The following is a 26,242-nucleotide window of genomic DNA, read 5'->3' as shown; positions in this document are numbered from 1 at the left end:
TTTGTTCGTATTTAATCTGACTCAGTTAACTGTCGCGTCCCCTAGGGATTTACCCTTCTTGCTTTTTAATGCGTTCAGTGCATGTGCGAGCGCAATTTCAGAAAAAGAAAGCGAGGCGATCCATGCAAAATAATCGTGCTGAAGTGCCTGGCCTCAATGAGGTTAGCCTTGTTGAGCTTGTGCGGGGGGGGTGGGCTCAAAAATGGTTAATCCTAGGTATTGCTCTTTTAGTCAGTAGTGGTGCTGCTGCTTACGCGTTTCTTAGTAAGCCAGTCTATGAAGTCAAGCTTTTTATCATGCCTCCCACCCAGAATGGTATTGATGAGCTTAATTACGGGCGTGGGAAAAGTACTGAGTTGGAAACTTACTCCATCGGATATGTTTATGACGTATTCGCCCGAAACCTTCAGGGTGAATCCCTTCGTCAAAAATTCTTCAATGAGGTCTATCTCCCTTCGCTCGATGAGTCTCAGCGAAAGGGCGCTCAGGACCGTTTGTATGAGCGCTTTTCTCGAGAGTTGGTGATCAAGGGGCCTGGTAAGGATACTCCGGATCGTTACTCGGTAACCGTTCAAGGTGGTGATCCCGTACGGGCAACCGAGTGGGCCAAGGCTTATGTAGCGCGCGCCAGTCAGGCTGCTGAGTCGGAACTGATCAAGAACGTAACGACCGAAGCTTCAGTAAGAGCGCGCAATCTGGAGCAAAGAATAGTCAGCTTGCGGGAGAAGGCCCAGCGGGTGCGCGAGGATAGAATTCAGCAGTTGCGTGAAGCGTTGAAAATTGCCGAGGCAATTGGTTTGGCTACGCCGACCGTAAACTCTTCCGCTGCGGTGGATATAACTGTAGATACTGGCAATAGAATGGATTACCAGCGAGGTAGTAAAGCTCTGGTCGCCGAAATCAATGCGCTGGAGTCGAGGGCTTCGGATGACGCATTTATATCGGATTTACGGTCGTTGCAGATGCGTTATAATTTTTACCATAAGTTGAATATTGATCCCGACAGAATTTCGGTCTATCGGCAGGACGGTAGTGTGGAAGTGCCGGAGAGTCCAATCAAGCCGAACAAAACTATTATCTTGGTATTAGGGATCGTTGCGGGCTTGATGTTGGGAGGCTTTATTGCTGTTTTCCGTTTTTTTTTAATCCGCGAATGATTCGTGTGAGCGGGAATATGTACTAGTATCCGTATGCAGTGGTTCGTGAAGGATGTCGTATTGACTAATATTGACCTGTCATCGTGGGTTTTTCGGCGATGATGGGTTTTTTAGTGTTCGTGTTCTTGCCTTTGATAGTTTGTTTTTTATTGTCTTGTTTGTGGGAAATTGGAGGGGCGGTTGTTAATGTGGGGCTATATGCAGTTTATTGGATTCGTTTGAAAAGAATTCGGCTGGAAGAAGCTCGATATCTGTACAGAATAGTAAGATTTTTAGATTGCTTTTTGCTGCTGATTTATGATCTGGCCAAGCAAATGTGGACAAAAATCAACCTGCGCGTTTTTTTGGGGGGGGGGGGCGCTAGGTTCGGTACGAATTGAGTAGGGGCTTCGTAGAGGCCGATACCATTGGGTGGTTGTCGTTGGGAGGGAAGGGCTAGACTTTTATCGATTTTTGAGGTCGAGAAAATTGAATTCGTCGATCAAAGGTCTTAAATAATCTGGTCAATCTAGTAACATTCGGCTACCAGATGGGCGCTGTGCTTTCAGGGCAAACCGCGAATCCTGGAGCTGTAGTGTGCTAAGTCCGCATAGGCGCGCTACCAGTTTCGATGAGGGCATCAGAAAAATCATCTATTTGTCGCGGCCAGCGCTGAATTTAAATACTCAACTAGTACTGAGGTGGAAAGTGAACAAAGTTTTGGTAACAGGTGCTGATGGCTTTATTGGTTCGCACTTGGTTGAGTTGTTGGTGCAAGAAGGCTATCAAGTAAAAGCTCTGTCCCAGTATAACTCGTTTAATAATTGGGGGTGGCTGGAAGATGTCAACTGCCGAGAAGCGATTGAGGTGGTCAGTGGTGATGTCAGGGATCCGCACTTCTGTAAACACCTCACGAAAGATGTCGATATTGTCTATCACCTGGCGGCGCTGATAGCTATTCCTTATTCCTATGTGGCCCCCGATAGCTACGTCGATACGAATGTCAAAGGTACCTTGAACATCTGCCAGGCTGCTCTGGAAAATGGTGTGTCGCGTGTTATCCATACCTCAACCAGTGAGGTTTATGGTACGGCTCAATATGTCCCTATCGACGAGAATCACCCCCTCCAAGCGCAGTCCCCTTACAGCGCATCCAAAATTGGCGCTGATGCCATGGCGATGAGTTTCTTCAACGCATTCAATTTGCCTCTGACCATAGCGCGACCGTTCAATACATACGGCCCACGCCAGTCGGCGCGCGCGGTGATCCCCACGATCATTACTCAGATTGCTAGTGGGATGAAGCAGATCAAGCTGGGTGATGTGTCGCCGACCCGGGACTTCAACTATGTCTTGGATACTTGTCGTGGTTTCTTGGCGTTGGCCAATTGCGACGAGGCTATTGGTCAGACGGTCAACATTGGTTCGAACTTTGAGATTTCAGTGGGTGATACGCTGAACCTTATCAAGGAAATCATGGGCAGTGATGTTGAGTTCCTCCTCGACGATCAGCGCTTACGCCCGGAAAAATCGGAAGTATTTCGTCTGTGGTGTGATAACACCAAAATTCAAGGGTTAACCGGTTTTAAACCTGATTATTCGATTCGTCAGGGCTTGGAGAAGACCATCGAATGGTTGGTTCGTCCTGATAATCTGTCCAAGTACAAAGCCGATATTTACAATGTGTGAGGGATGATATGTACGATTCTCTGATTCGGTTCATTCGCGAATACTTCGGGACGACGGAGTTTATTCCTTTGCATGCGCCGGTTTTTGCTGGGAAAGAGCGGGAGTATGTCAACGCCACCCTCGAATCCACTTTCGTCTCGAGTGTCGGTGCTTTCGTTGATCAATTCGAGAATCGTATGGCTGCCTTCACTGGCAGTGAGCGTGCGGTTGCCACGGTCAATGGCACGGCCGCGTTGCACATGGCTCTGCTACTTGCAGACGTTCGCCCCGGCGATCTAGTAGTTACCCAGCCGTTGACCTTTGTCGCGACCTGCAATGCCATCGCTTACTGTGGAGCCGAACCGGTTTTCGTGGATGTCGATTTGCACACGATGGGCTTGTCTCCAAATGCCCTGGAGAGCTGGCTGTCGCAGCATGCCTACCGCGATGTCGATGGTCAGTGTCGGGCTAAGGCCAATGACAAGATCATAAAGGCATGTTTGCCCATGCATACATTTGGTCATCCCGTCGAGCTCGATACGTTGATTGAATGCTGCGCGCGCTGGGGGCTGACGCTAGTCGAAGACGCGGCCGAATCGCTTGGCAGCCTTTATAAGGGGCGCCATACGGGTACCTTCGGTGCGTTGGGCACTCTGAGTTTCAATGGTAACAAGGTCATCACGACTGGCGGCGGCGGTATGATCTTGACCGATGCTCAAATAGGGGCAAGAGCAAAGCATCTCACAACCACTGCCAAGCTTAGCCATGCCTATGAGTTCCGGCATGACGAAGTCGGCTACAACTATAGACTGCCCAATCTAAACGCTGCGCTAGGGTGCGCGCAGCTTGAGCAGTTGGATCATTTTATTGCAGTTAAACGCCAATTGGCTGCGTTCTATGAGCGCGAGCTTGACGGCTCAGGCCTGGTCTTCTTCAAAGAACCGCCAGAGTGTCGTTCGAATTACTGGCTCAATGCAGTCATCTGCGAAGGTGCGGAGCAGCGTGATGAGTTGCTCAAGGCTACCAATGCGCAAAATGTGATGACTCGACCTATCTGGGCGTTGATGAACAAATTGCCAGCTTATGCCGCTTGCCTCAAAGGGGATCTGAGCAACGCCGAGTGGCTCGAAGCTAGAGTCGTCAACCTGCCAAGCAGTGTTGTGCCGAGCGCAATCGTATGAAGCGGCGGATTGCTGTGTTCACCGGAGCGCGGGCTGAGTATGGGCTGTTGTACTGGCTCCTCAAGGAGTTGAAAGCATCCCCTTCGGTCGATTTGCAACTGATTGTCAGCGGCATGCACTTGTCGCCCGAATTCGGTGATACCTGGAAAGCCATTGTCCAAGATGGTTTCGATATAGATGCCAAAGTGGAAATGCTGTTGTCTTCCGATAGTGCTGTGGGTGTTGTCAAGTCCATGGGGGTCGGACTGCTGGGATTTGCCGATGCGCTTGAGCGACTTAAGCCTGATTGTTTAGTCATTCTGGGGGATCGCTATGAGGCCTTGGCCATCGCTCAGTCTGCAATGATCATGAGAATCCCTATCGCGCATCTTCACGGGGGCGAAGTGACTGAAGGGGCTTACGATGACGCAATACGACATAGCATCACCAAAATGTCCTATCTGCATTTCGTGGCGACGGATGTCTATCGCAAGCGTGTAATCCAATTGGGCGAGTCACCTGATCGGGTTTTCAACGTCGGCGCCATAGGCCTGGAGCATTTCAATCGCAGTGCTGTGATGAGTTGCGAGGAGTTGAGCAATAGTCTGGGGCTTGAACTTAATGCTCCCTTTTTTCTGGTCACTTACCATCCCGTCACGTTGGAAGGAGAGGACCCGGCGCAGTCATTTACCTCATTGTTGATTGCCCTTGATCAGTTTCCCGATCATCAAGTGATCATGACCTACCCTAATTCTGATAACGGTGGACGAACCATAATACCGTTGATCGAGGCTTACGCCAGCAAGTATCCCAAACGGGTCAAGGCCATCGCATCGCTAGGTTTCAGGCGATATCACAGTGCGTTGAAGCATGCCCTGGTCGTGGTTGGTAACTCCTCGAGCGGTATCATTGAGGCACCCAGCATGGGGGTCCCTTCCATTGATATTGGGATTCGTCAGCGAGGGCGTCTGGCTGCTGAGTCGGTGCTGCATTGTCCGGCTCACGTGCCGGCCATCCAGGAAGCGATCGCCAAAGCATCGTCTCCCTCATTCCAGGAGCTGAGTCGTAATGTTGTCAATCCCTATGGTGACGGTCACACTGTGGAGCGTATCGTCGAAATATTGACGACCTGTGCTTTGCAGCCAACGAAACCCTTCTTCGATGCATAAGGTAGAGAAATGAAGAATCAGAAGGTTTATGTCATCGCAGAGGCCGGTGTCAATCACAATGGAGAGCGTGATCTTGCGTTCCGCCTGATCGACGCTGCAGCAGCAGCTGGCGCTGACGCGGTCAAGTTTCAGACATTCAGCGCCGATCTTCTCGCTTCACAGTTTGCGCCAAAAGCAAACTACCAGAAGGCTACGACATCAGACTCGGAAAGCCAGCTAGAAATGTTGCGCAAGCTGGAGTTGCCCCGGCAATGGCATATAGAACTTCAAGCCTATGCTCGCACTCAAGGTATCGAATTTTTGTCCACGGCGTTTGATATCGCCAGTCTGGAGTTTCTAGTCGGACTGGACATGCCCATGTACAAGATTCCATCGGGGGAGATCACCAATGGGCCACTGCTTTGGCGCTTCGCGCGTACTTCCAAGCCTCTGATCGTTTCAACTGGTATGGCTACTCTGAGTGAAGTGGAGCAGGCCCTGGCGATCATTGCGCATGCACGGCTGAACGAGGAGGAACCCCGTCACTTGGACGAGGTTTGGAAATGCTGGGCACAAGCCGGTGCTCGTGAATCCTTGCAAGGTTGGGTGACTTTGCTTCACTGCACGTCGCAGTACCCGACGCCCATGCATGAAGTCAATCTGCGAGCTATGGATACACTGGCCTCGACTTTTTCTCTCCCTGTTGGCTATTCGGATCATACGGCAGGGGGGCTGATTTCCACAGCAGCCGTTGCACGGGGGGCTTGTGTGATTGAAAAACATTTTACCCTCGATCGTGCAATGCCGGGGCCGGATCATGCCGCGTCGCTAGAGCCTGATGAACTCAAATGTCTGGTCTCAGACATCCGAGATTTGGAAGTCGCCCTTGGGGATTCTTTCAAGATACCGCAACCGAGCGAGTGGGATACCCGGTTGGCTGCAAGGCAACAGATCATCGCATCGAAAGCAATTCAAAAGGGTAGCGTCATCGAATCCGATCAATTGAGCACTGCTCGCTGTGGTTCGGGGTTGATGCCAACTCATATCTGGAATTTGGTAGGGCAGGTCTCGCTACGCGATTACGTGGCAGGAGATGTTATCCAGTGACCACTCTCCCTCATATAATCATCGGCGCAGGCGGCCATGCCAAGGTATTGCTAGCCTTGGCGAGGTCTCTGGGGCTGTTGGTCGAGGGGGTATGTGCTCCGGAGCTCGCCGATTTGCGCGGTAGCCGTTGGCGGGGGGTTGTGGTGTTGGGCGACGATGATGCGCTGGAGCACCTTGATCCTGACCGAGTGCTGTTAATTCATGGAGTCGGCCAGCTACCACGTAGTTGTGTCAGGCAGCGTATACATGAACGATTGAAATCCAAGGGATTTCGATTCGCTACCATGGTCCATCCCTATTCCTGGGTTGACGAGACAGCTTTGCTGGGGGAAGGGGTGCAGATCATGGCAGGCGTCGTCGTCCAGCCCGATGTGATAGTGGGGGTAGGGACAATCATCAATACAGGTGCAAGTATTGACCATGATTGTCGAATCGGTGCACATGTGCATGTTGGACCAGGTGCCGTTCTATGTGGGGATGTCGACGTTCAGCAAGAGGCGTTCGTTGCCGCGGGTTCTACTCTGTTGCCTGGGCTTACGATTGCACGGGGTGCGATCGTTGGTGCGGGAGTGACATTGATACGTGACTTGGCGGAGCACCAATGTGTGGTCGGCCCGGCCGTAAGACTTAAGTGATTCATTTAACATGATGAGTAAGGAATGACGATGAGACCTTGGGAGTTGACCCTGACTGGGCCTCTGACGACGCTTGAAGATGCCATAGCCATACTGGATCGTGTGGCTCTGCGTATAGTCTTGGTCATCGATGATCAGAATCGCTTGTTAGGTACGCTCACCGATGGTGACGTCCGCCGCGCCTTGTTAAAGCGCCACACCCTCAGTGAGTCGGTACAAGACGTCATGTGCAGCACGCCTCGGACGGCAAAGCGGGGTTGGAGCAAGGACCGTGTCTTGGCTGTGATGGAGAAGTACCAGCTTTTGCAGCTCCCGGTTCTTGACGATGCAGGTGTGGTAGTAGGTCTCGAGACACTGCATGACTTAGTCAATCCCCAGAAGCAGGATAATCCGGTGTTTCTCATGGCGGGTGGGTTTGGTACGCGCTTGCGCCCTTTGACTCATAATTGCCCGAAACCCCTGCTCAAAGTGGGTGATAAACCCATTCTCGAGCTAATTCTGGAAAGTTTCATCAAGTCTGGCTTCCACAATTTTTATATCTCGACGCACTACATGCCTGAAATGATCGTCGCCCATTTCGGTGACGGTAGTCAGTGGGGGGTGACGATCCATTACATCCACGAGCATGAACCGCTTGGAACCGGTGGGGCCTTGGGGCTCCTTCCTCATGATGAGATCAATCTTCCATTGATCGTGATGAATGGCGATTTGCTGACCACCCTAGATTTTAGGAGTCTTCTCGACTTCCATGGGGAAAAGGGAGGGGTTGCCACCATGTGTGTTCGTGAACATGAATATTGTGTTCCTTACGGTGTTGTTCAAAGCGACGGGCACAAGGTTCGCGCAATGGTGGAAAAACCGGTGCAGAAATTTTTCATCAATGCCGGAATCTACGTGCTGGCACCGGAACTAGTAAAGTGTGTGCCCTATGCCACGCGAGCCGACATGCCGACGCTGCTGGAAAAACAAATTGCGCAAGGTAACGATGTCAGTATGTTCCCCTTGCACGAGTACTGGTTGGATATTGGTCGCATGGAAGATTTCCAGAAAGCTCAGCAAGAGTTCGGGCACTTATGAACGCCTCAGGCTGTTGCCTTGTCGTCGGCAGTGGAAGCATTGCCAAGCGTCACCTGCGTAACCTGCGACAGGTGCTACCGGAGTGTTCGATACACTGTGTTTCGGCGTCCGGGCGGCCCTTGATGCCTGATGAGGTGACGGCTGATGTCGTCCATTCCAGCTTGGATGAAGCCATTGCTTCCAATCCACTCTGCGCAATCGTAGCTTCACCGGCTCCCTGGCACTTATCCCACGCGACCCAGTTGATGGCGGCTGGTATTCCCGTCCTGATTGAAAAGCCCATGGTTGCAACGGTGCAGGACGCCATAAAGATGGCCGAACAGGCTGAGCTGCATAATGCATGTGTCGACATCGGCTACAATCTACGGTTCCTGCCTTCAGCATGTTGCGTAAAGGATCTGATCCAGCAAGGTGGCTTAGGCCGTATCCACTCCGTTCATACGGATGTCGGTCAGTATTTGCCGGATTGGCGGCCAATGACAAACTTCAGACATAACGTTTCCGCCCAGAAGTCGCTGGGGGGAGGGGTATTGCTTGAGTTGAGTCACGAGCTCGACTATCTCTGTTGGTTGTTCGGGCCAGTGGACTCGGTTTATTGCAAGGTCAGGAATACCGGAACGCTCGAGATCGATGTTGAGGACTGTGTGGACGCTTTGTTTACCTTTTCCGCCGATATCGTGGCTACGCTGCACATGGATTTTTTACAGCGTGCGCCCATGCGAACCTGCAAAATCATTGGGGCAGAGGGCACCCTTGTTTGGGATCTGAATCGCAATAATGTCGACTTGCATGAACCCGGTGGCGCTGTTCGAAGGCTTTATGAGGATTGCGATTACGATCGCAATGAGATGTATGTGGCCGAGCTCCGGCACTTTGTCGATGTGTTCGAGCATGGCGTTGCGGCCAATGTGAACTTGCAAGAGGCAACACAGACCTTGCGGTTGATTGAGGCGATGCGCCAGTCCTCTGCTCAGGGGCTGCCTGTGAATATGAAGAAGGTCTAGCATGCGAATTGCAGCATTCATTTTTGCCCGTGGAAACTCCAAGGGTCTGCCTGGCAAGAATATCCGCCCGTTGGGCGGGGTTCCGTTAATTGGCCATAGCATCAAACTGGCAGCTAGTATGCCAGCCATAGATCGTGTGTTCGTTTCGACAGACTCGGAAGAAATAGCCGATATAGCCCGGCAATACGGCGCAGAAGTGATCGAGCGCCCCGGGCACTTGGCGACCGACACGGCTGCTGAGTGGAACGCCTGGCAGCATGCCATCACTTATTTAGCCGAACGCAATTATTGTTTTGACGTATTCGTTAGTTTGCCGGCCACCAGCCCCTTGCGATCCGAAGAGGATGTGCAGGGTTGTCTGGATTTATTGACCGAAGATGTTGATGCCGTTATCACAGTCACAGCGGCTTCCCGCAGTCCTTTTTTTAATATGGTTGTCATTGACGAGGCGGGTCATTGCAGTGTGGTCAATTCGGGTGACAGAATCACTCGGCGTCAGGATGCCCCCGTTGTGTACGACATCACGACAGTCGCTTATGTGACTACGCCGGGCTTTATCGCAGGTCATGACCGTTTGTTTGCCGGTCGGGTGAAGTCGTGGATAGTACCGAAGCATCGGGCCGTCGATATTGACGATCTCTATGACTTCAAAGTGGCCGAAGCCTTCTATTCTATGCGGAATGAGTAACATGTTTATAGGCAAGAAGTTTTTGATTGCGGGGGCTGCCGGTTTACTTGGGAGGCAACTGGTAAGGCACTTGGTGGAAAACCAGGCTCAGGTGGTGGCCGTTGATATTGATCTCGAGGGACTGCAAAGCCTCTATGCGTCGGACACCGCCGTAACAGTTGAATCGCTTAATTTAAATGATGAACAGGCGGTTATTCGTTTTTTTTCTAATCGGTCTGATCTCGACGGAGCTGTGAACTGTTCCTATCCGCGGAATAGTAAGTACGGCGCGCATTTCTACGATGTGGGGCTTGCAAGCTTCAATGAGAATGTGTCGTTGCACTTGGGAGCCTCGTTTCTCTTTATGCAGCAAGCGGCCGCTTATTTTGAGCGTGTAAAAGCACCTTTTTCGCTTGTGAACATCGCATCCATCTACGGTGTGGTGGCTCCGCGTTTTGATGTATACGAGGGGCTCAAGATGACGATGCCTGTCGAATATGCGGCTATCAAGTCTGCACTGATTCATTTGAGCAAGTATGTTGTCCGCTACGTTGGCCAAAGCGATTTTCGTTGCAATGTTGTCAGCCCTGGCGGGTTGTTCGACCACCAGCCTGAACCTTTCCTGGAACGCTATCAACAACATAGCCTGGGTAAAGGGATGCTTGACGTTAAGGATGTCCTTGGATCGATCGCTTTCCTGTTAAGCGATCGATCTCAGTATGTGAACGGCCAAAATCTAGTGGTGGATGACGGGTTTTCATTATGAGCCAAGCCAATCAAGTAAAATCGAATTATCTCTTGGTAGGCGCCGGACAGTTGGGTACGCGGCACCTTCAGGCGTTGGTCGGGCATGCTCCCGGGCCTATCACTATCCAGGTTGTCGATCCTTTCGAAACTTCACTGATGATGGCACGTGAACGTGCCGAAGCTGTGAAAAATAGCGACGGATATGTCGAACTGTCCTATTTGAGCAAGCTTGAGCATATCTTGCCAACGATCGATTTTTCAGTCATTGCAACTAATGCTAATTGTCGGCTCGACGTTATAGAACAGGTACTGGCAAAGTCTCTTGTCAGGTATCTCGTACTTGAGAAAGTTTTGTTCCAGTCGGCCGATCAGCTTGATCAGGCGGTTGATTTGATAGAGCGAGTCGGTACCGTCGCCTATGTCAACTGCCCGCGCCGTATGTTTCCAATCTATCGGGAGTTGCGCGAGCACCTTAAAGATGCCAAACAGGTCGTACTCTCAGTTGAAGGTGATGACTGGGGGCTGGCTTGTAATGCCATCCATTTCATCGACCTATGGGCTTTTCTGACCGGCTGCACAGACTATGAAGTAGATGTCTCTGCGTTAGATTCCACGATCCTCGATAGTAAGCGCGAGGGCTATAAGGAAGTCACCGGCGTTGTGCGAGGACACGCCGCAGGGCACGCCTTCCATTTAGTTTCGCGTGCGATGGATACGGCGGATAAAGAACCTCTAAGGGTGCGGGTTGAGACCGAGCAACTGGTAATCGATATTTTCGAGTCTAAAGGGATCTGTCGAATCGTAGATTTGGCAAGGCACTCTGAGCAGGAGCAAAGTTTTTCGATTCCCTATCAGAGTCAACTCACTCATCTCGTGGCGGATTCGCTATTACAGCACGGGCAATGTGAACTAACTCCATTTAAGGAGTCGGTCGCGTTACACAAGCCATTGCTCAAGGCTTTACTGGCGTTTTTCAATGAGTACGACGATGTCGTACGCGATCACTGTCCGATAACTTGATACCAAGGTTCCCATGATTCTTCTTGTTGGCGCCGGCCCGATGGCTGTGCACTATGCGCATGTACTTAAAGGTTTGAAGAAAGAATTCACCGTGGTAGGACGAAGCCTTGATTCCTCGTCACGCTTCGAAAATGCCACGGGTGTGTCGCCCATCAGTGGTGGCTTGGAGCTATTTCTGAATGGGTGCGCTGAAGTCATTGAGTGCGCCATTGTTGCGGTGAGTGTCGAGCAGCTGGAGGCAACTACCCGGCAGTTATTGCTCCATGGCGTTTCTCGCATTCTGGTTGAAAAACCAGGTGGTTTAACCCTTGCTTCCATTCAATCGTTGCAGGACCTGGCTACTGAGCGCAATGCCGACATTTTTATTGCCTATAATCGGCGTTTCCTGTCATCAGTGCTGCTTGCCAAGGCGATGATTGCTGCGGATGGAGGGGTGACCAGTTTCACTTTCGAGCTGACCGAGTGGTCCGATAGCATTTCTAAAATAGCCAAGGCTGAAGGCGTTAAAGAGAATTGGTTCTTCGCAAATACCAGCCACGTTACTGACTTGGCTTTTTATTTGGGGGGGCAGCCGGAGCTCATATCCTGCTATGCCGCAGGAGAATTGGAATGGCATACGCGTGCTTCGAGATTTGCGGGTGCCGGTAAAACGAACCAAGGGGCGCTATTTTCTTATTCCGGGGATTGGAATGCACCGGGTCGTTGGGCAGTAGAGATTATGACGTCAGCCCGACGGTATATTTTAAAGCCAATGGAGCAATTGCAAGTTCAAAATCGCAACAGTGTTGCCGTAGAACACTGCGAATTAGATGCTATACTCGATCAACAATATAAGCCGGGGTTGTTTCTGCAAGTTAAGCACTTTTTGGATGATGATGTCGGCGTATTGTGCTCTTTGCGTGAACATCTAGCTAACAGTGCCATCTATGCGAGAATCGCTAGCTATGATCGCTAGGTTGAAACACTGGGGTAACCTTAGCCAGGTTAATGTTCCTGAGTTAAAGGGTGCGTTGCGTTATGTGTTTTTTGTCTATAGCGAATTTGGTTTGGTTGCATTACTTACCTTATATTTTATTAATGCTGCGCCGGCCAGTATGTTGGCGGAGTCGAGCATCACCTTTATTGTGATCTCCTACAGTACTTTTCTCGCATTCGGCTTTCACAATGGTGCCACTAGAGATGCTGCTGTTGCCACGACGCTGGAACAGCGTAATGAAATATTGAGGTTGGAACTTCTGTTTTCTTCCGCTGTAGCTTTAGTCCTCTTAGGCATAGTGCTGGTCTTCAATCCCGATTTCTATTTGATGGCTGGCATGATGATCGGCGCTGTCAACCATTTGAAAGTAGCTTGCCAGGCTATATTCAGACTTAATGGTGAGAATAATCGGCTCAATTTGCTAAATGTATCGTGTGCCTTAGCGTTTTTTCTATTGTTTACTCTGAGTCAAGGCTTTGCTTGGCCTTTGCCGTTGGAGCAAGCATTCTTTCTAGCATGGCTTACCGCCACCTGCTTAGTGGTGGCGATATTTTATGTGGTGTGTGGAAGAAAGGTCGGTCTTTTTAGTCGCCGTCCCTATGATCTAAGCTTGTTTTTCAGGATTCTGAAAGCTTCTAAATTTATGTTTGTCATGGCTGTTGGGGGGAGCGTATTGTTGACGTCCGATCGGGTCATGCTGAATCTCCATCAGGCTGGGGAGCTGATTGTCGCTAACTTTCAATACGTCGATACGCTATCGAATATCTACTTTCTCGGCTTGTCAGCGGTTTTATACTACTTTACGCCTAATTTGTTGCGACGATACAATTCTGCAGGAGAGGAGGAGGGGGCGGCAAACTTTCTGCGTTCGATGAAAATGATGCTTTTTGCCCTGGTGGGTGTGGTTCTACTTTTCTTGGTCTGTGCGTCAGTATTATTGTTTTTTTTAGGTCGGCTTGAGTTTGTGATGTTTGAGTTGTTGCTATCGATGTTGCTAATGAAGAGTGCTATGATTATGCTGGGTATTGTATGTAATTTTTATTTGGCTAATAGTGGTGAGAGGCGTTTGGCGGGATATTATATTGTCGTCACCTGCATTTCTTTGCTGGCGACACACTTGTGGGTTAGTCTGTTCTCCAATGCACAAATGATTTTCTTTCTCCCTCTTTTAAATAGTGCGTTTATTGTTGTGATGTTTGGTGCTCTATTGATGCATATCAAGGCAATAAAAGCATGCAAGTAGTTTTGATGTTGACCGATTCTCTTGGCCTTCCTAGAGTCAAGCCGGAGCGTATTGGGGACGACGATTGCTGGGTCTACCGTCTTCAAGATGATTTTAGTCAAGTGCTAAAATTTCGTACTGTCTGTACGCCAGGTCTGGATACTCGGCAGCTATTAGTGGCGAGTCGGGATTACCATCAGGCCATGAAACCAGACTTGGTGGTTCTTCAGGTAGGCATTGTAGATTGTTATCCGCGGGCGCTAAAGCGTAACGAGCTCTCTGTTATCATGCGGTTGCCAAAGGTGGTGAGCATGTTCTTGCATCAGCAGATTAAGCGATATTATAGTTATCTGATAGAGCGTCGGCGAATTCAATATGTTGGTCCAGCCGAGTTTAAAGCTAACTTGCAGGCGATGCGCGACATGTTTCCGTGTGCGCAGTTTCGCATTGTGCCGATTGCTCCCCCTTGCTCTGACTATAAGGCTAGAAATCCGTTAATTGAGTCCGCTATCACTAGCTATAATCAGATTTTGATCGACTTATTTGGCGGCGAAGTGTTGGTTGACTGTTATGCGGAGGGCGGGGATCAACTATTTATGAGCGATAATCACCATCTGAATGCGGCAGGGCATGCCCGAGTCTATAGTAGTGTGAGTCAGGCACTGTATAAGTTTTTGAGCGTTAGGGCCTGACGGAGCAATCACATGGTATTGTCTACTGCGCTTCTAATGATGTTTATTTATTTGGCGTTTCGAAACAAGAGTGCGCTCGGGCCCTCTAATATTGTTTTTTTAAATTATGCGTTATATTTTATATTTCCTGCAGTCCTGTTTTATTTTTTGGAGGCTTTGCATTGGGAGTATGTTTTGCCGTGGGGTAAAATGAATGATTGGTCTGCACTTTCGGAAGGGGCGGTTTTATCTTATCTGTATGTATTTATAATGTTTTTTATATTTACACGTTTGCTCGAGATCGGAATGTGTCGTACGGTGAATGTCAATTTTTTCGAGAGCTATGCAGTACGATCAATGCCTTTTTTTCTTTTTATATCTTTGATTTTTTTTGGAGGGGTGATTTTTATTCAAGTGACTGGTGGGGTGGATCAGTGGCTGGGTAGTTATAGTGATACATATCTTAAGAACAAAAAAGGGTATGGGTTGCTAAATTTTTTGTTGATTGTAGGTTCGAATTTTTTGGCTTTTGTGTTGGGGTTTTATTGGCGAGTTGAGAAGCGCGTCAACTGGATGTTGGTTTTTTACGCGCTTACGGTTTTAGTGTTCTGTGCTTATTTGCAAGGCATTAAAAGCCGGGTGTTTTATTATGCGGTTTTTTTTAGTGTTCCTTGGCTTGTTTATGCTCGTGTCTCAATTTCAAAGGGGGTGGCTGTATTCGTTGCGTTCATGGTTGCGTTCATGTTTTCAATGTATTTCCGGTCTAATGGTTTTTATAGTACCCCGGAGATGTTGTTAGAATATTTCTTAAGCTATTTCAATACCATATTTTTGCACGATCGTATTATTCATGATATGGATCCTCAGTTTTTCAAAACTATTGGTTTTCCGGTAAATAAATGGTTAACGTTTGTAGGTGTGCCGAGTGAAGACTATCTTCATGATATCAGTCGATGGTTGACGTCTATTTATTTTCCAGCGCAATGGTTTGAAGGGGCGGCGACACAGCAGTGGCCAATTGAGACAGAGCTATACCTGAATTACGGATATTTTGTTTTTTGGGTGGTTCCAGTATTTTTTTATTCGTTGTTCATGTGTTTTCTCTACTCTGCTCGCTTTAAGTTTGGCCCCGTATTTTTGTTTATATATGTGCTGGGTTACTTGCATTTTTTGAGCGTGTTTCGCGGTAGCATGCTGGCTTGGATTGATCTATTTTCTTTGCTGGTGTATATTTTTTTGCTTGTGCTTGGGCGTGCTATATTTGTTAGAGTGAGCCATAATTGTGATTGAAGTGAAATCAGTAAGTGTTGCTCGTGTGGTTTTTAATGCTTACTTAAATGAGGTGAGATTGGATATTGCGTTGCGTGACAAGTTTCTTTCTCGTGAACGCGCAGCAAGTTTTTTACCTCGCTACAAGATGATGGTAATTTTACCATTTTATAGAAAGCATCCTCGGTTGGTTTCCGTGGGGTTGTGGATTGCTAGTATCGCGTTGTTGCCAACTCTATTCGTTGGCTCATTTTTGCTTGCTTTAGCTGGAATGCTCTATGCGTGCCTCAAGCGCCTGCCATATTCTGATCTTGATGAAGAGGTATGTTTTCCTGTTAATAATAACTTCAAGTTATATTATTATCTCTTTTCCGACTTTAATCGGCGTCAAAAATTTTTGTGCAGGAAGGCCTTCGCTTTTATGGGCTATTTTTCTGTTTCTGATTTTGTTCGGGTATTTTGTGTGGTCCAGTGTGTGCTCTGGTATTGTCTGACGAATCGATATAATAAGGATATTCGTTTTCGAGACCTGTCGCTCCATTTGCGTGATCTGTTTTCCATAAGTTGCTTCGCTATATTCGTTGTGCAACTCGATGCTCATGGAAAGCGCCCGATCACTGATAGCAATCTGCAGCGGTGGGATTTTATTATCAGCCACCTAGCGTCTCGCGCCTCGCTTATCCAGCATGCGTTTATCCACGGAGATATTGATTTCGAGGTTCCCTTCGGTCGGTTAAGCAGACTTTACGTATTCGATCCGATATTTGTAGACATGTTTGCTCGGTATTTCACGATTGAAGAGATCGGTAAGGTCTCCCCCAAGATCAATATGAGCTCTTGCTCATCATCCAAGCCGACTCTATTTTTGGCATCTTCGGAGCCTTACTTGGATGTTGAGATCGAATTTCTTCGTTTTGTGAGAGTTCATTTGGATTGCCATGTACTTGTGAAACTGCACCCAAAGCATATTTACGGAGATGCGGTCAATATTTTACTTGGTTTGGCGGATGAGGTGGTGGGGCGCTCGGATTTTCCCGACAGTGATTATATGGCGTCCTACGATTCGTTCTTAGGATACGAGTATAGATCGTTAGGTAAACGAGTATTATTCCTGAAAGATGGGTGGTCTCTAAGCAATTTTTCTACGTAGTAAAAATTATATTTTTAAGACATAACGCGTGATTAATTGTGCTGTTTTTTTTCTGGAGTCGTTGTTGTTAAAATTTATCATTCTGCACTGCGGGGCTCTGAAAAAATCTTCCTCACCTTATGAGGTATTCACCTCGTGCCAATCGAACGGTTGAATTCCGATGAAAGAATGTCCTCCGTCGATGCCGAGTATACTTGCGAACGTACTCTGCCCCGCCGCGAGTGTTTCCTGATCGAAATGGATCAGAGCTTGCCGTGGAAGGGGTTGATTGCCTTGATGGAGCCGTACTATCGAAAAGTGAAGGTGATCGTTTTCTATATAAAACACATGAGCAAGGTTTTGATCGATCACCTGCGACGCAAGTAGAATACGACACGGCGCAAGTCAGGGCCAAAGAAACCTATTTCTAGCCCTCAAGCATCAGGTGCGCTTGCAATTCGGATCGTCGTCGTGAAACGGTGCAGCTTAGCGGGGATAGAGACTTAAGAGCAGAAATGGTCTGTTTATGATTGAGTCAGCATTTTTGGACCCGAGCAGAGGGGTTCAAGAATCGTGTACTGCGGACCTTCCTTAAGACGGATTCGTCTGTCGTTGCTGGAGTTAAATAAAATGGCTGGGAGAGTGAGGTGTATGAAAAAAGCTTTAATTACCGGGGTTACAGGGCAGGATGGCTCTTATCTGGCGGAGTTTTTGCTCGAAAAAGGCTACGAAGTCCACGGCATCAAGCGTCGTGCCTCATCCCTAAACACTCAGCGCGTAGATCATATTTACCAGGACCCCCACGTTGATAACCGCAACTTTGTCCTCCACTACGGTGATTTGAGCGATTCTTCGAACCTCACTCGCATCATCCAGGAAGTACAGCCGGATGAAGTCTACAACCTGGGGGCTCAATCCCACGTTGCAGTGAGTTTCGAGTCGCCTGAGTATACGGCTGATGTCGACGCCATGGGAACGCTGCGGATTCTGGAGGCCATTCGCTTGCTAGGATTGGAAAAGAAGACCCGTTTCTATCAAGCCTCGACATCCGAGCTATACGGTTTGGTACAGGAAATCCCGCAAAAAGAGACAACACCTTTCTATCCACGCTCTCCGTATGCGGTGGCGAAGCTCTATGCTTATTGGATCACCGTGAACTACCGCGAAGCCTACGGCATGTACGCCTGTAACGGGATCCTGTTCAACCATGAATCCCCGCGCCGTGGTGAGACTTTCGTAACGCGCAAAATCACGCGTGCTCTGGCAAATATTTCCCAAGGACTGGAACAGTGCCTGTTCCTGGGTAACATGGATGCGCTGCGAGATTGGGGGCATGCCAAGGATTATGTCCGCATGCAATGGATGATGTTGCAGCAGGAGCATCCTGAGGATTACGTGATCGCCACAGGTGTCCAGTATTCGGTACGCGAATTCGTGCGCTGGTCTGCCGCTGAGCTGGGGATTACGTTGCGTTTTGAGGGTGAGGGCGTAGAGGAATGCGCCATGGTGGAGCGCATTGATGGAGAGTTGGCACCGGCGTTGAACGTCGGAGATGTTATCGTCCGTGTGGATCCACGTTACTTCCGACCTACCGAGGTCGAAACCTTATTGGGTGATCCAAGCAAAGCTAAGAAAAATCTTGGTTGGATACCCGAAATCACCGTACAGGAAATGTGTGCGGAAATGGTCCGTGAAGACCTTAAGGTGGCTCAGCGTCATGCCTTGCTCAAGCTGCACGGCCATGATGTTCCGGTCGCTTTGGAGAATTGATAATGTCTCGCGAATTAAACCAGACCGTTTTCGTTGCCGGCCATAGGGGTATGGTGGGCTCAGCCATCGTGCGTCGGCTCCAAGCTCTAGGTTATCGCTCCATTCTTTGCGCCGGTCGTGACGAGTTGGATCTGTTGGATCAGCAGGCAGTACGTGCTTTTTTTGTAAAGAACAATATTGGTCAAGTCTATCTGGCGGCAGCAAAGGTGGGTGGGATTCATGCCAACAACACATTCCCTGCTGACTTCATCTACGACAATTTGATGATTCAGGCGAACGTGATTCGGGCTGCCCATGAGTCAAACGTTCAGCGGTTGTTGTTTCTCGGATCTTCCTGCATTTATCCCAAGCAGGCGGAGCAGCCGATGAAGGAAGAGGCCTTGCTTACGGGCATTCTGGAGCCGACTAACGAGCCGTATGCAATTGCCAAGATTGCCGGGATCAAGCTGTGCGAGAGCTATAATCGTCAATACGGTCGGGATTATCGCAGCGTTATGCCAACTAACCTTTATGGACCGCATGATAACTATCATCCGGAAAACAGTCATGTAATCCCTGCATTGCTTCGTCGTTTTCATGAAGCGGTTCAGACCGGTCAGGCCGAAGTGGTCATCTGGGGAAGTGGTAACCCGATGCGGGAGTTCCTGCATGTTGATGACATGGCCGCAGCCAGCGTTCATGTGATGGAGCTTGATAACGCCACGTATCAGGCCAATACCCAGCCGATGCTGTCCCATATTAATGTAGGGACGGGGAAAGACTGTACGATACGGGAGCTCGCGCAAACCATCGTCAAGGTCACTGGGTTCAAGGGGCAGCTGTCTTTTGATACTAGCAAGCCTGATGGCACGCCACGTAAATTAATGGATGTATCCCGGCTTGGCGCGCTGGGGTGGCAAGCAACGATTGATCTTGAGGAGGGGCTGACCGACGCCTATAAATGGTTCGTAGAGCATCGGCTGGAGGCCAGGTATTGATGGGATTCTAGTCTGGATTTGTATCGCCGCCAACGCCCTAAATCTATGAATAATAAAAACTAATAGCCAATCTTGATCGCAGCAGTAAAGGACACCCCTGTATGTTTCTTCCGGTAATCATGGCGGGCGGTTCGGGATCTCGCCTCTGGCCCCTGTCTCGCCAGCTCAATCCCAAGCAGTTTCTGCCTTTGGTTGATACCGAGCAATCGTTGCTTCAGTCGACAATCAAGCGGCTGGAGGGGCTTGATCATCATCTGCCGATACTAATCTGCAATGAACAGCACCGGTTCCTTGCTGCGGAACAATTGCGGCAACTGGAAATGGAGGAGGCCCGGATTCTGCTTGAGCCGGTGGGGCGCAATACTGCACCGGCTATTGCGCTTGCAGCATTGCAAGCGACTGCTTCCGGGGATGATCCGACTCTACTGGTCCTTGCTGCCGATCATCTTATTCAAGATGTTGAAGCGTTCCACACCTGTATTGGCCATGCCTTGGCGCTGGCTGAAACGGGTAAGCTGGTGACGTTCGCGATTTTGCCTACTCATCCAGAAACCGGTTTCGGATATCTGGAAAGGGGCAAGGAGCTTGCCCTCGGCGGTTACATTGTTAGCCGGTTTGTGGAAAAGCCCGACTCAGCAACTGCTCAGAGATACTTGGACAGCGGACAATATTTTTGGAACAGCGGCATGTTTATGTTTCGAGCCAGCCGTTATCTGGATGAGTTGGAGCGTTTTGCACCGGATATCCTCCGTGCTTGCCGTGCCTCATTTGCAGGTGCCCAGCAGGATATGCACTTCACCCGTGTCGATGCCCAGGCGTTCGGTGCATGCCCGGAGAACTCAATTGACTACGCGGTGATGGAGCGTACTTCCGATGCGGTGATGGTACCACTTGATGCTGGATGGAGTGACGTGGGGTCGTGGTCAGCACTTTGGGACACTGCCGATAAAGATGCCCATGGCAACGTGCTCAAAGGCGATGTGCTAACTGAAGGTACAAGTAGCAGCTACGTACATGCGACTCATCGACTTGTCGCAGCCATTGGTGTTGATGATCTTGTAATCGTTGAAACCAAGGACGCAGTGCTCGTTGCACATAAGGGAGACGTCCAGGACGTAAAAAAAATTGTCGATCAATTGAGACATTGTAAGCGCGCTGAATATGCGAATCATCGCGAAGTCTATCGTCCATGGGGCGTTTATGACTCCATAGACAATGGGCCGCGTTATCAGGTTAAGCGTATCACGGTCAATCCTGGTGCGAAGCTATCGGTACAAATGCACCATCATCGGGCAGAGCATTGGATAGTTGTAAGCGGGACTGCACGTGTAACCAATGGTGATAAGAGCTATCTTGTCACGGAAAATCAGTCTACCTATATCCCTGTGGGGCAGGTCCACGCGTTGGAAAATCCAGGCGTGATACCGTTAGAGTTGATTGAGGTTCAATCAGGCACCTATTTGGGAGAGGATGATATTGTCCGGTTTGAAGATATATACGGTCGGAGTTAGGTGGTATTGAAAATCTCGATAATTACTGTTTGCTATAATGGTGTCGATACGATTAGGGATACCATTGAGTCCGTTCTTGCGCAGCAATATAAAAATATCGAATACATTATCGTGGATGGCGCCTCGAAAGATGGAACTCTGGATATAATATCAGAGTATGAGGGGCGGATAGCTAAGGTGATAAGTGAGCCGGATAAGGGTATATATGATGCCATGAATAAAGGTGTCTGGGCCGCAACGGGTGACTACGTTGGTATATTGAACTCTGATGATTTTTTTGCCGGAGATAATGTTATCCAGGATCTGGTTGTGCATTTACAAAATAATCCGGATGCGGATGCCACTTACGCGGATCTTGTTTTTGTACAGCGTAAACAGACTGACGTTGTTACCCGGAAATATTCTTCGGCAGGTTTTTCTCCGTGGAAAATTCGTTTTGGTTTTATGATCCCTCATCCGACTTTTTATGCGCGACGCGAGCTTTTTCAGCGGTTCGGTGATTATAAATTGGGCTATCGCGTTTCAGCTGATTTTGAACTAATGGCGCGGTTTTTCTCTAAAAATGTAAAAATGGTAAGGCAGAACGCGGTCATGGTTAAAATGCGGGACGGCGGGATAAGTACAACTGGTTTTTGGTGGCGAATTCACCAGAATCTGGAAATAGTCAGGGCTTGCAAAGAAAATGGTATTTATACCAACATTCTGCTGGTGGCTATGAAGGTTCCGTTCAAATTGGCAAGCTATCTAAGAAAATGAGACCTACCAAACGGGTTTTACTTACAGGTAGTACGGGCTTTGTTGGAAGCAGACTACATGCAGTTCTCGGTTCTACCTATTCGGTTGTAGCGGCATCCCGCTCACCGCAGATCGCTTCGGACGGTTCCCAAACTATCGGTGTCGGTGATCTTTCGAGCGAAACTGGATGGGCTCACGTTTTACAGGGCGTTGATTGTGTTGTGCATGTCGCTGGTCGAGCTCATAAGCTGAATGATAAACGTGAAGATCCCTTGTTGGAGTTTAGGAAGGTAAATGTTGAGGCGAGTCTCAATCTGGCGCAACAAGCCTACGAAGCGGGTGTGAAGCGATTTGTTTTTATCAGTTCAATCGGCGTCCATGGAGCGAGTACTACGGCAGGGAGGTCTTTGGATGAGCTCTCTCCATTAATACCCCATGCCGATTATGCACTTTCAAAATTGGAAGCAGAGAAGGGGCTCAAGGATATTTCGATAAAAAATGGTATGGAGCTGGTTATTGTTCGTCCGCCATTGATTTATGCCGGGCATGCGCCAGGGAATTTCGGGGCTTTGTTAAAGTTAGTTTCTAGCGGCTTACCACTTCCTTTCTGGGGTGTCAAAAATAAGCGCAGTATGATTGCTTTAGAAAATTTGGTGGATCTGGTGTCGCTATGCGTTGTGCATCCGGCCGCTGCTAATCAAACCTTTCTCGCGTCTGATGGGATTGATGTGTCGACTCCTCAAATTATTCGTTATCTCGCAAAGGGAATGGGATATGAGGCGAGATTGTTCCCAGTGCCTGACGGAGTGATTAGTAGCGTCGCCCGATTATTAGGGCGTAAAACGACATATGATCAGCTCTATGGCTCTCTTGTCATTGACTCTAGTAAAGTCCGCAGTCTCTTGGGGTGGACACCTCCGATAGCTCCTGAAGAGGCGCTATTCAAGGCTGGGAGAGATTATTATTCTCGCGCTCGTTGAGCTTCCTAATGATATAACGGAAACTATTCATTCAATGTCTCCTTGGTTAATAATTCCTCTCGCGGCTGTACTATCGCTCTCCTTAACCGGTGTTTTGCGTAGATATGCCCTAGTTCGAAGCATTATCGACATTCCCAACGCCCGTAGCTCACATACAGTCCCCACCCCTCGCGGTGGCGGCTTGGCAATCGTCCTCAGCTTCCTATCAGCCTTGCCCATATTGGCAGCTACCGGCTTCCTGCCCTGGTCAACCATGTGGGCAATGCTGGGAGCGGGATTTGGGACCGCTGTGCTGGGATTCTTGGACGATCACGGTCACATCGCTGCCCGATGGCGGTTGATCGGTCATTTCGCGGCATCAATTTGGGCGTTGTATTGGTCAGGCGGTCTGCCGACAATCAGCTTGTTTGGTCTTGAACTTGAATTAGCTTGGTTTGGGCACGTGCTGGCAGTCTTCTATCTGGTCTGGATGCTTAACCTCTATAATTTCATGGATGGTATCGATGGCATTGCCAGCGTCGAGGCGATTTGTGTTTGTCTTGGAGTCTGCCTGCTTTATTGGTTGGGCGGCTTTGAGACCTTGATTGTTGCACCACTGGTACTCGCGATGGCGGTGTCAGGTTTCCTGTACTGGAATTTCCCTCCCGCACGCATTTTCATGGGCGACGCGGGAAGCGGATTTCTCGGTATCATCCTGGGTTTGTTGTCGTTGCAGGCGACCTGGGCGTCTCCCAAACTGCTTTGGGTCTGGCTGATTTTGCTCGGAGTCTTTATCGTCGATGCAACGGTTACCTTGATACGACGCCTGCTACGAGGCGATAAGGTGTACGAAGCTCATCGCAGTCATGCTTATCAGTTTGCTTCGCGTCAGTATGGCCGCCATTTGCCGGTGACTCTGGCGGTGGCGGTCATTAACCTGTTCTGGCTCCTGCCTCTGGCAGCATGTGTCGTGTTGTGGAACATGGATGGCGCGCTGGCATTGATAGTGGCTTACGTGCCATTGGTGCTGCTGGCTATCAAGTTTCATGCAGGCGAGCTTGAGAAGGCTTGATTTCAAGGTAAGGTCCGCGTTTTTCGTTTATCGATTGTCCAACGCTCGATGATGGAACCGCGTGCATCAGGAATGGATTAGTTTAGGAGCTGGCCAAGGTGCGTGAAGGTTTTATGGAAAAGTTAAGAACAGCTTTGCTGGGATTGCCAAGACGTCACAAGCGCGCAATCCAAGTGGCCACCGATGTCATCCTGGTCTGGATTGCCTTGTGGCTGGCATTTGTTGTTCGACTGGGCGTCGAGGCATTGGCCAGTCCGATTGCAACGCATCTTTGGCTTTTCGCTTCGGCTCCGCTGATTGCCATTCCGATTTTCATCCGCTTTGGCATGTATCGCGCCGTCATGCGTTATTTCGGAAACGATGCGCTAATCACTATCTGCAAAGCTGTCAGCCTTTCAGCGCTGTTATTAGCCCTCGTGGTGTATTGGTACAGCAACCATAAAACAGTGGTCCCACGCTCAATCATTTTCAACTACTGGTGGCTGAGCCTGATCATGATTGGCGGTCTACGGCTAATGATGCGGCAATATTTCCTGGGGGACTGGTTCACCGCCGCTCAGCATGTACCTTTTACCAACCGTGACGACGGTCTGCCTAAAGTCGCCATTTATGGCGCCGGGGCCGCAGGTAATCAGCTCGTAGCCGCATTACGCATGGGGCGGGTGATGCGGCCCGTCGCGTTCATCGACGACGACACCAGCATCGCTGATCGTGTCATTGCCGGGCTGCAGGTCTACCAACCCAAACACATTCAAAAAATGATCGATGCGACTGGCGCACAGGAGATCTTGCTGGCAGTGCCGTCCTCTTCACGCGGCCGTCGTCGGGAGATATTGACGCTGCTTGAACGGTTCCCACTGCATGTGCGAAGCGTTCCGGGTTTCATGGACTTGGCCAGCGGTCGGGTCAAGGTCGATGACATTCAGGAGGTGGATATTGCCGACCTTCTTGGGCGCGATCCGGTACCTGCGCAAGCAGATTTGCTTGAGCATTGCGTCGCCGGGCAGTCAGTGCTGGTGACCGGTGCTGGCGGTTCGATCGGCTCGGAACTTTGCCGGCAGATCCTGGCACTTAAGCCAACCACACTTCTGTTGTTTGAACACAGCGAATTCAACCTTTACAGCATTTTGTCCGAACTTGAACCTCGTATAGTTCGGGAATCGTTGTCTGTTCGCTTGTTGCCTATCTTGGGATCAGTACGGGATCAGAGCAAGTTATTGGACGTGATGAAAACCTGGAGTGTCGACACGGTCTATCATGCCGCTGCTTATAAACATGTCCCGATGGTTGAGCACAATATCGCCGAAGGCGTCCTGAACAATGTGATTGGGACGTTGAATACGGCGCAGGCTGCGTTGCAGGCAGGTGTGTCTAACTTCGTCTTGATCTCCACAGACAAGGCCGTGCGTCCGACCAATGTAATGGGCAGTACCAAGCGGCTTGCGGAAATGACGTTGCAGGCCCTTAGTCGCGAGCTTGCCCCGGTGCTGTTTGGTGATAAGGCCAACGTATCCCGTGTCAATAAAACCCGTTTTACGATGGTCCGATTCGGCAATGTGCTAGGATCGTCCGGATCGGTTATTCCGTTGTTCCATAAACAGATCAAATCCGGTGGGCCCCTGACTGTCACGCATCCGAAAATTACGCGTTATTTCATGACCATCCCCGAAGCCGCTCAGTTGGTGATTCAGGCGGGTTCCATGGGGTTGGGTGGGGACGTGTTTGTGTTGGATATGGGCGAACCGGTGAGGATTGTCGAGCTAGCGGAAAAAATGATTCATTTGTCTGGCTTGAGTATCTGTTCGGAGAAAAACCCCCACGGCGACATTTCTATTAAGTTCACAGGCCTTCGTCCAGGAGAGAAGCTTTACGAGGAGTTGCTGATTGGCGACAACGTCGTTGCGACCCAGCACCCGATGATCATGAGTGCTAACGAAGATCATCTGCCTTGGGATGTGCTCAAGGCTAGCCTGTCTGAGCTGCTCGCTGCCATCGAACTCGATGACTATGCCAGAGTTCGTCAACTGCTTAGGAATACTGTCAGTGGCTACGCCCCGGACGGTGAGATTGTCGACTGGATCTACCAGCAACGCCGTCTCGAACCCTGATTGTTACATACGCTGTAACGTACACATTTTTGACAGCGACACCTCATCGCCTAAGTTTGAGAGGCAGCTTCGGAAAAGCTGCTTCTCTCTTAACGATGTCATGGAGCGTCATTTATGCGTACAGGCTATTTCTACTCTCTGGTTTTTGCCTTTCTCACCAGCGCCTCGATTGCTGCTATCGCCGCCCCAGTGGTCAAGCCTGAGGTGGTCGCTACGCCGCAAGCAGTGGAGCAGCCAGCCAAAACGCAGAGTACCAAGGTGGATTTAAACGGGGCGGATGCTGCCACGCTGCAGCGCGAGCTGTCAGGAATAGGGAAGGGCAAGGCCGAGGCGATTGTTGCGTATCGGGAGAATAATGGGCCGTTCTCTTCGGTGGAGGAGTTGTTGGAGGTCAAGGGGATCGGCAAGGCGATTCTCGACAGGAACCGTGACAAGCTGGAAGTGAATTGAGTTTGTGATTGAAGAAGGCCGGTC

The 26,242-nt window shown here is 49.6% G+C and carries 24 protein-coding genes and 1 pseudogene; all 25 read left to right on the top strand.

What is annotated here, in order from left to right; translation table 11 throughout:
- Window positions 1-122: 122 nt before the first annotated feature.
- The 25 genes and pseudogenes from BLT00_RS17670 (at window position 123) to BLT00_RS17550 (ending at window position 26,218) form a co-directional block, all read left to right on the top strand.
- A complete protein-coding gene (locus BLT00_RS17670) occupies window positions 123-1,157 on the top strand; it encodes an LPS O-antigen chain length determinant protein WzzB (protein ID WP_092144910.1) in 1,035 nt (344 codons plus the stop codon).
- A gap of 687 nt (window positions 1,158-1,844) precedes the next feature.
- On the top strand, window positions 1,845-2,825 hold the full coding sequence (locus BLT00_RS17665) for an NAD-dependent 4,6-dehydratase LegB (protein ID WP_092145039.1): 981 nt from the start codon (window positions 1,845-1,847) through the stop codon (window positions 2,823-2,825).
- Window positions 2,826-2,833: 8 nt separating this feature from the next.
- Entirely contained in the window at window positions 2,834-3,985 is a 1,152-nt protein-coding gene (locus tag BLT00_RS17660) for a LegC family aminotransferase (protein ID WP_092144908.1), read from the top strand.
- Window positions 3,982-5,133, top strand: coding sequence for a UDP-N-acetylglucosamine 2-epimerase (neuC, locus tag BLT00_RS17655; protein ID WP_092144906.1), 1,152 nt, complete (start codon window positions 3,982-3,984; stop codon window positions 5,131-5,133). Before BLT00_RS17660 ends, neuC begins: the two co-directional genes overlap by 4 nt.
- 9 nt (window positions 5,134-5,142) lie before the next feature.
- Window positions 5,143-6,219 (top strand): N-acetylneuraminate synthase, encoded by a 1,077-nt coding sequence (gene neuB / locus BLT00_RS17650; protein WP_092144904.1) that lies wholly within the window; start codon window positions 5,143-5,145, stop codon window positions 6,217-6,219.
- Window positions 6,216-6,854 (top strand): acetyltransferase, encoded by a 639-nt coding sequence (locus BLT00_RS32565; protein ID WP_158265802.1) that lies wholly within the window; start codon window positions 6,216-6,218, stop codon window positions 6,852-6,854. The genes neuB and BLT00_RS32565 overlap by 4 nt, the downstream gene beginning before the upstream one ends.
- A gap of 24 nt (window positions 6,855-6,878) precedes the next feature.
- The gene (locus BLT00_RS17640) at window positions 6,879-7,931 is read left to right on the top strand and encodes a nucleotidyltransferase family protein (RefSeq protein WP_256572777.1); all 1,053 of its coding nucleotides are present in this window, start codon (window positions 6,879-6,881) and stop codon (window positions 7,929-7,931) included.
- The gene (locus BLT00_RS17635; RefSeq protein ID WP_092144898.1) at window positions 7,928-8,935 is read left to right on the top strand and encodes a Gfo/Idh/MocA family protein; all 1,008 of its coding nucleotides are present in this window, start codon (window positions 7,928-7,930) and stop codon (window positions 8,933-8,935) included. Before BLT00_RS17640 ends, BLT00_RS17635 begins: the two co-directional genes overlap by 4 nt.
- Before the next feature lies 1 nt (window position 8,936).
- Window positions 8,937-9,623 (top strand): acylneuraminate cytidylyltransferase family protein, encoded by a 687-nt coding sequence (locus BLT00_RS17630; protein WP_092144896.1) that lies wholly within the window; start codon window positions 8,937-8,939, stop codon window positions 9,621-9,623.
- A 1-nt stretch (window position 9,624) separates the two neighbouring features.
- Window positions 9,625-10,368: an oxidoreductase gene (locus BLT00_RS17625; protein ID WP_092144894.1), complete on the top strand. Its 744-nt coding sequence runs from the start codon at window positions 9,625-9,627 to the stop codon at window positions 10,366-10,368.
- Window positions 10,365-11,369: a Gfo/Idh/MocA family oxidoreductase gene (locus BLT00_RS17620; protein WP_092144892.1), complete on the top strand. Its 1,005-nt coding sequence runs from the start codon at window positions 10,365-10,367 to the stop codon at window positions 11,367-11,369. The genes BLT00_RS17625 and BLT00_RS17620 overlap by 4 nt, the downstream gene beginning before the upstream one ends.
- Window positions 11,370-11,382: 13 nt before the next feature.
- Window positions 11,383-12,324 carry a Gfo/Idh/MocA family oxidoreductase gene (locus tag BLT00_RS17615; protein ID WP_092144890.1) on the top strand — a complete coding sequence of 314 codons (942 nt, stop codon included), beginning with the start codon at window positions 11,383-11,385 and terminating at the stop codon, window positions 12,322-12,324.
- On the top strand, window positions 12,314-13,588 hold the full coding sequence (locus BLT00_RS17610) for a hypothetical protein (protein ID WP_092144888.1): 1,275 nt from the start codon (window positions 12,314-12,316) through the stop codon (window positions 13,586-13,588). Before BLT00_RS17615 ends, BLT00_RS17610 begins: the two co-directional genes overlap by 11 nt.
- Window positions 13,579-14,259 carry an SGNH/GDSL hydrolase family protein gene (locus tag BLT00_RS17605; protein ID WP_092144886.1) on the top strand — a complete coding sequence of 227 codons (681 nt, stop codon included), beginning with the start codon at window positions 13,579-13,581 and terminating at the stop codon, window positions 14,257-14,259. The genes BLT00_RS17610 and BLT00_RS17605 overlap by 10 nt, the downstream gene beginning before the upstream one ends.
- A gap of 12 nt (window positions 14,260-14,271) precedes the next feature.
- On the top strand, window positions 14,272-15,528 hold the full coding sequence (locus BLT00_RS17600; RefSeq protein ID WP_092144884.1) for a hypothetical protein: 1,257 nt from the start codon (window positions 14,272-14,274) through the stop codon (window positions 15,526-15,528).
- On the top strand, window positions 15,521-16,657 hold the full coding sequence (locus BLT00_RS17595; protein ID WP_139199615.1) for a hypothetical protein: 1,137 nt from the start codon (window positions 15,521-15,523) through the stop codon (window positions 16,655-16,657). The genes BLT00_RS17600 and BLT00_RS17595 overlap by 8 nt, the downstream gene beginning before the upstream one ends.
- 168 nt (window positions 16,658-16,825) lie before the next feature.
- Window positions 16,826-16,954 (top strand): annotated as a pseudogene (locus tag BLT00_RS32180) (IS5/IS1182 family transposase); the annotation flags it as partial.
- Between the two features lie 333 nt (window positions 16,955-17,287).
- Window positions 17,288-18,406, top strand: coding sequence for a GDP-mannose 4,6-dehydratase (gene gmd, locus BLT00_RS17585; RefSeq protein WP_092145037.1), 1,119 nt, complete (start codon window positions 17,288-17,290; stop codon window positions 18,404-18,406).
- A gap of 2 nt (window positions 18,407-18,408) precedes the next feature.
- Window positions 18,409-19,383: a GDP-L-fucose synthase gene (locus tag BLT00_RS17580; protein ID WP_092144877.1), complete on the top strand. Its 975-nt coding sequence runs from the start codon at window positions 18,409-18,411 to the stop codon at window positions 19,381-19,383.
- Between the two features lie 101 nt (window positions 19,384-19,484).
- Window positions 19,485-20,894: a mannose-1-phosphate guanylyltransferase/mannose-6-phosphate isomerase gene (locus tag BLT00_RS17575; protein ID WP_092144875.1), complete on the top strand. Its 1,410-nt coding sequence runs from the start codon at window positions 19,485-19,487 to the stop codon at window positions 20,892-20,894.
- Window positions 20,895-21,650, top strand: coding sequence for a glycosyltransferase family 2 protein (locus BLT00_RS17570; RefSeq protein WP_256572776.1), 756 nt, complete (start codon window positions 20,895-20,897; stop codon window positions 21,648-21,650).
- Window positions 21,566-22,609: an NAD-dependent epimerase/dehydratase family protein gene (locus tag BLT00_RS17565; protein ID WP_256572775.1), complete on the top strand. Its 1,044-nt coding sequence runs from the start codon at window positions 21,566-21,568 to the stop codon at window positions 22,607-22,609. The genes BLT00_RS17570 and BLT00_RS17565 overlap by 85 nt, the downstream gene beginning before the upstream one ends.
- Before the next feature lie 34 nt (window positions 22,610-22,643).
- Window positions 22,644-23,660: an MraY family glycosyltransferase gene (locus tag BLT00_RS17560; RefSeq protein WP_092144872.1), complete on the top strand. Its 1,017-nt coding sequence runs from the start codon at window positions 22,644-22,646 to the stop codon at window positions 23,658-23,660.
- Window positions 23,661-23,773: 113 nt separating this feature from the next.
- Window positions 23,774-25,768, top strand: a complete 1,995-nt coding sequence (locus tag BLT00_RS17555) for a polysaccharide biosynthesis protein (protein WP_092144870.1) — start codon at window positions 23,774-23,776, stop codon at window positions 25,766-25,768.
- Window positions 25,769-25,882: 114 nt separating this feature from the next.
- Entirely contained in the window at window positions 25,883-26,218 is a 336-nt protein-coding gene (locus BLT00_RS17550; protein ID WP_063322342.1) for a ComEA family DNA-binding protein, read from the top strand.
- Window positions 26,219-26,242 lie beyond the last annotated feature (24 nt).

It is taken from the genome of Pseudomonas sp. NFACC51 (genome assembly GCF_900103575.1).
Lineage (GTDB): Bacteria > Pseudomonadota > Gammaproteobacteria > Pseudomonadales > Pseudomonadaceae > Aquipseudomonas > Aquipseudomonas fluorescens_Q.
The sequence above is the reverse complement of the archived record's forward strand: the minus strand, read 5'-3'. Positions and strand labels throughout refer to the sequence as shown.

What these genes read in the sequence shown, in the direction of transcription:
- BLT00_RS17600 (WP_092144884.1), top strand. Translation starts at nt 14,272, where the DNA reads ATGGTATTGTCTACTGCGCTTCTAATGATGTTTATTTATTTGGCGTTT.
- neuC (WP_092144906.1), top strand. Translation starts at nt 3,982, where the DNA reads ATGAAGCGGCGGATTGCTGTGTTCACCGGAGCGCGGGCTGAGTATGGG.
- BLT00_RS17575 (WP_092144875.1), top strand. Translation starts at nt 19,485, where the DNA reads ATGTTTCTTCCGGTAATCATGGCGGGCGGTTCGGGATCTCGCCTCTGG.
- BLT00_RS17625 (WP_092144894.1), top strand. Translation starts at nt 9,625, where the DNA reads ATGTTTATAGGCAAGAAGTTTTTGATTGCGGGGGCTGCCGGTTTACTT.
- BLT00_RS17660 (WP_092144908.1), top strand. Translation starts at nt 2,834, where the DNA reads ATGTACGATTCTCTGATTCGGTTCATTCGCGAATACTTCGGGACGACG.
- BLT00_RS17615 (WP_092144890.1), top strand. Translation starts at nt 11,383, where the DNA reads ATGATTCTTCTTGTTGGCGCCGGCCCGATGGCTGTGCACTATGCGCAT.
- BLT00_RS17605 (WP_092144886.1), top strand. Translation starts at nt 13,579, where the DNA reads ATGCAAGTAGTTTTGATGTTGACCGATTCTCTTGGCCTTCCTAGAGTC.
- BLT00_RS17640 (WP_256572777.1), top strand. Translation starts at nt 6,879, where the DNA reads ATGACGATGAGACCTTGGGAGTTGACCCTGACTGGGCCTCTGACGACG.
- BLT00_RS17550 (WP_063322342.1), top strand. Translation starts at nt 25,883, where the DNA reads ATGCGTACAGGCTATTTCTACTCTCTGGTTTTTGCCTTTCTCACCAGC.
- gmd (WP_092145037.1), top strand. Translation starts at nt 17,288, where the DNA reads ATGAAAAAAGCTTTAATTACCGGGGTTACAGGGCAGGATGGCTCTTAT.
- BLT00_RS17630 (WP_092144896.1), top strand. Translation starts at nt 8,937, where the DNA reads ATGCGAATTGCAGCATTCATTTTTGCCCGTGGAAACTCCAAGGGTCTG.
- neuB (WP_092144904.1), top strand. Translation starts at nt 5,143, where the DNA reads ATGAAGAATCAGAAGGTTTATGTCATCGCAGAGGCCGGTGTCAATCAC.
- BLT00_RS17580 (WP_092144877.1), top strand. Translation starts at nt 18,409, where the DNA reads ATGTCTCGCGAATTAAACCAGACCGTTTTCGTTGCCGGCCATAGGGGT.
- BLT00_RS17610 (WP_092144888.1), top strand. Translation starts at nt 12,314, where the DNA reads ATGATCGCTAGGTTGAAACACTGGGGTAACCTTAGCCAGGTTAATGTT.
- BLT00_RS17620 (WP_092144892.1), top strand. Translation starts at nt 10,365, where the DNA reads ATGAGCCAAGCCAATCAAGTAAAATCGAATTATCTCTTGGTAGGCGCC.
- BLT00_RS17635 (WP_092144898.1), top strand. Translation starts at nt 7,928, where the DNA reads ATGAACGCCTCAGGCTGTTGCCTTGTCGTCGGCAGTGGAAGCATTGCC.
- BLT00_RS17670 (WP_092144910.1), top strand. Translation starts at nt 123, where the DNA reads ATGCAAAATAATCGTGCTGAAGTGCCTGGCCTCAATGAGGTTAGCCTT.
- BLT00_RS17555 (WP_092144870.1), top strand. Translation starts at nt 23,774, where the DNA reads ATGGAAAAGTTAAGAACAGCTTTGCTGGGATTGCCAAGACGTCACAAG.
- BLT00_RS17560 (WP_092144872.1), top strand. Translation starts at nt 22,644, where the DNA reads ATGTCTCCTTGGTTAATAATTCCTCTCGCGGCTGTACTATCGCTCTCC.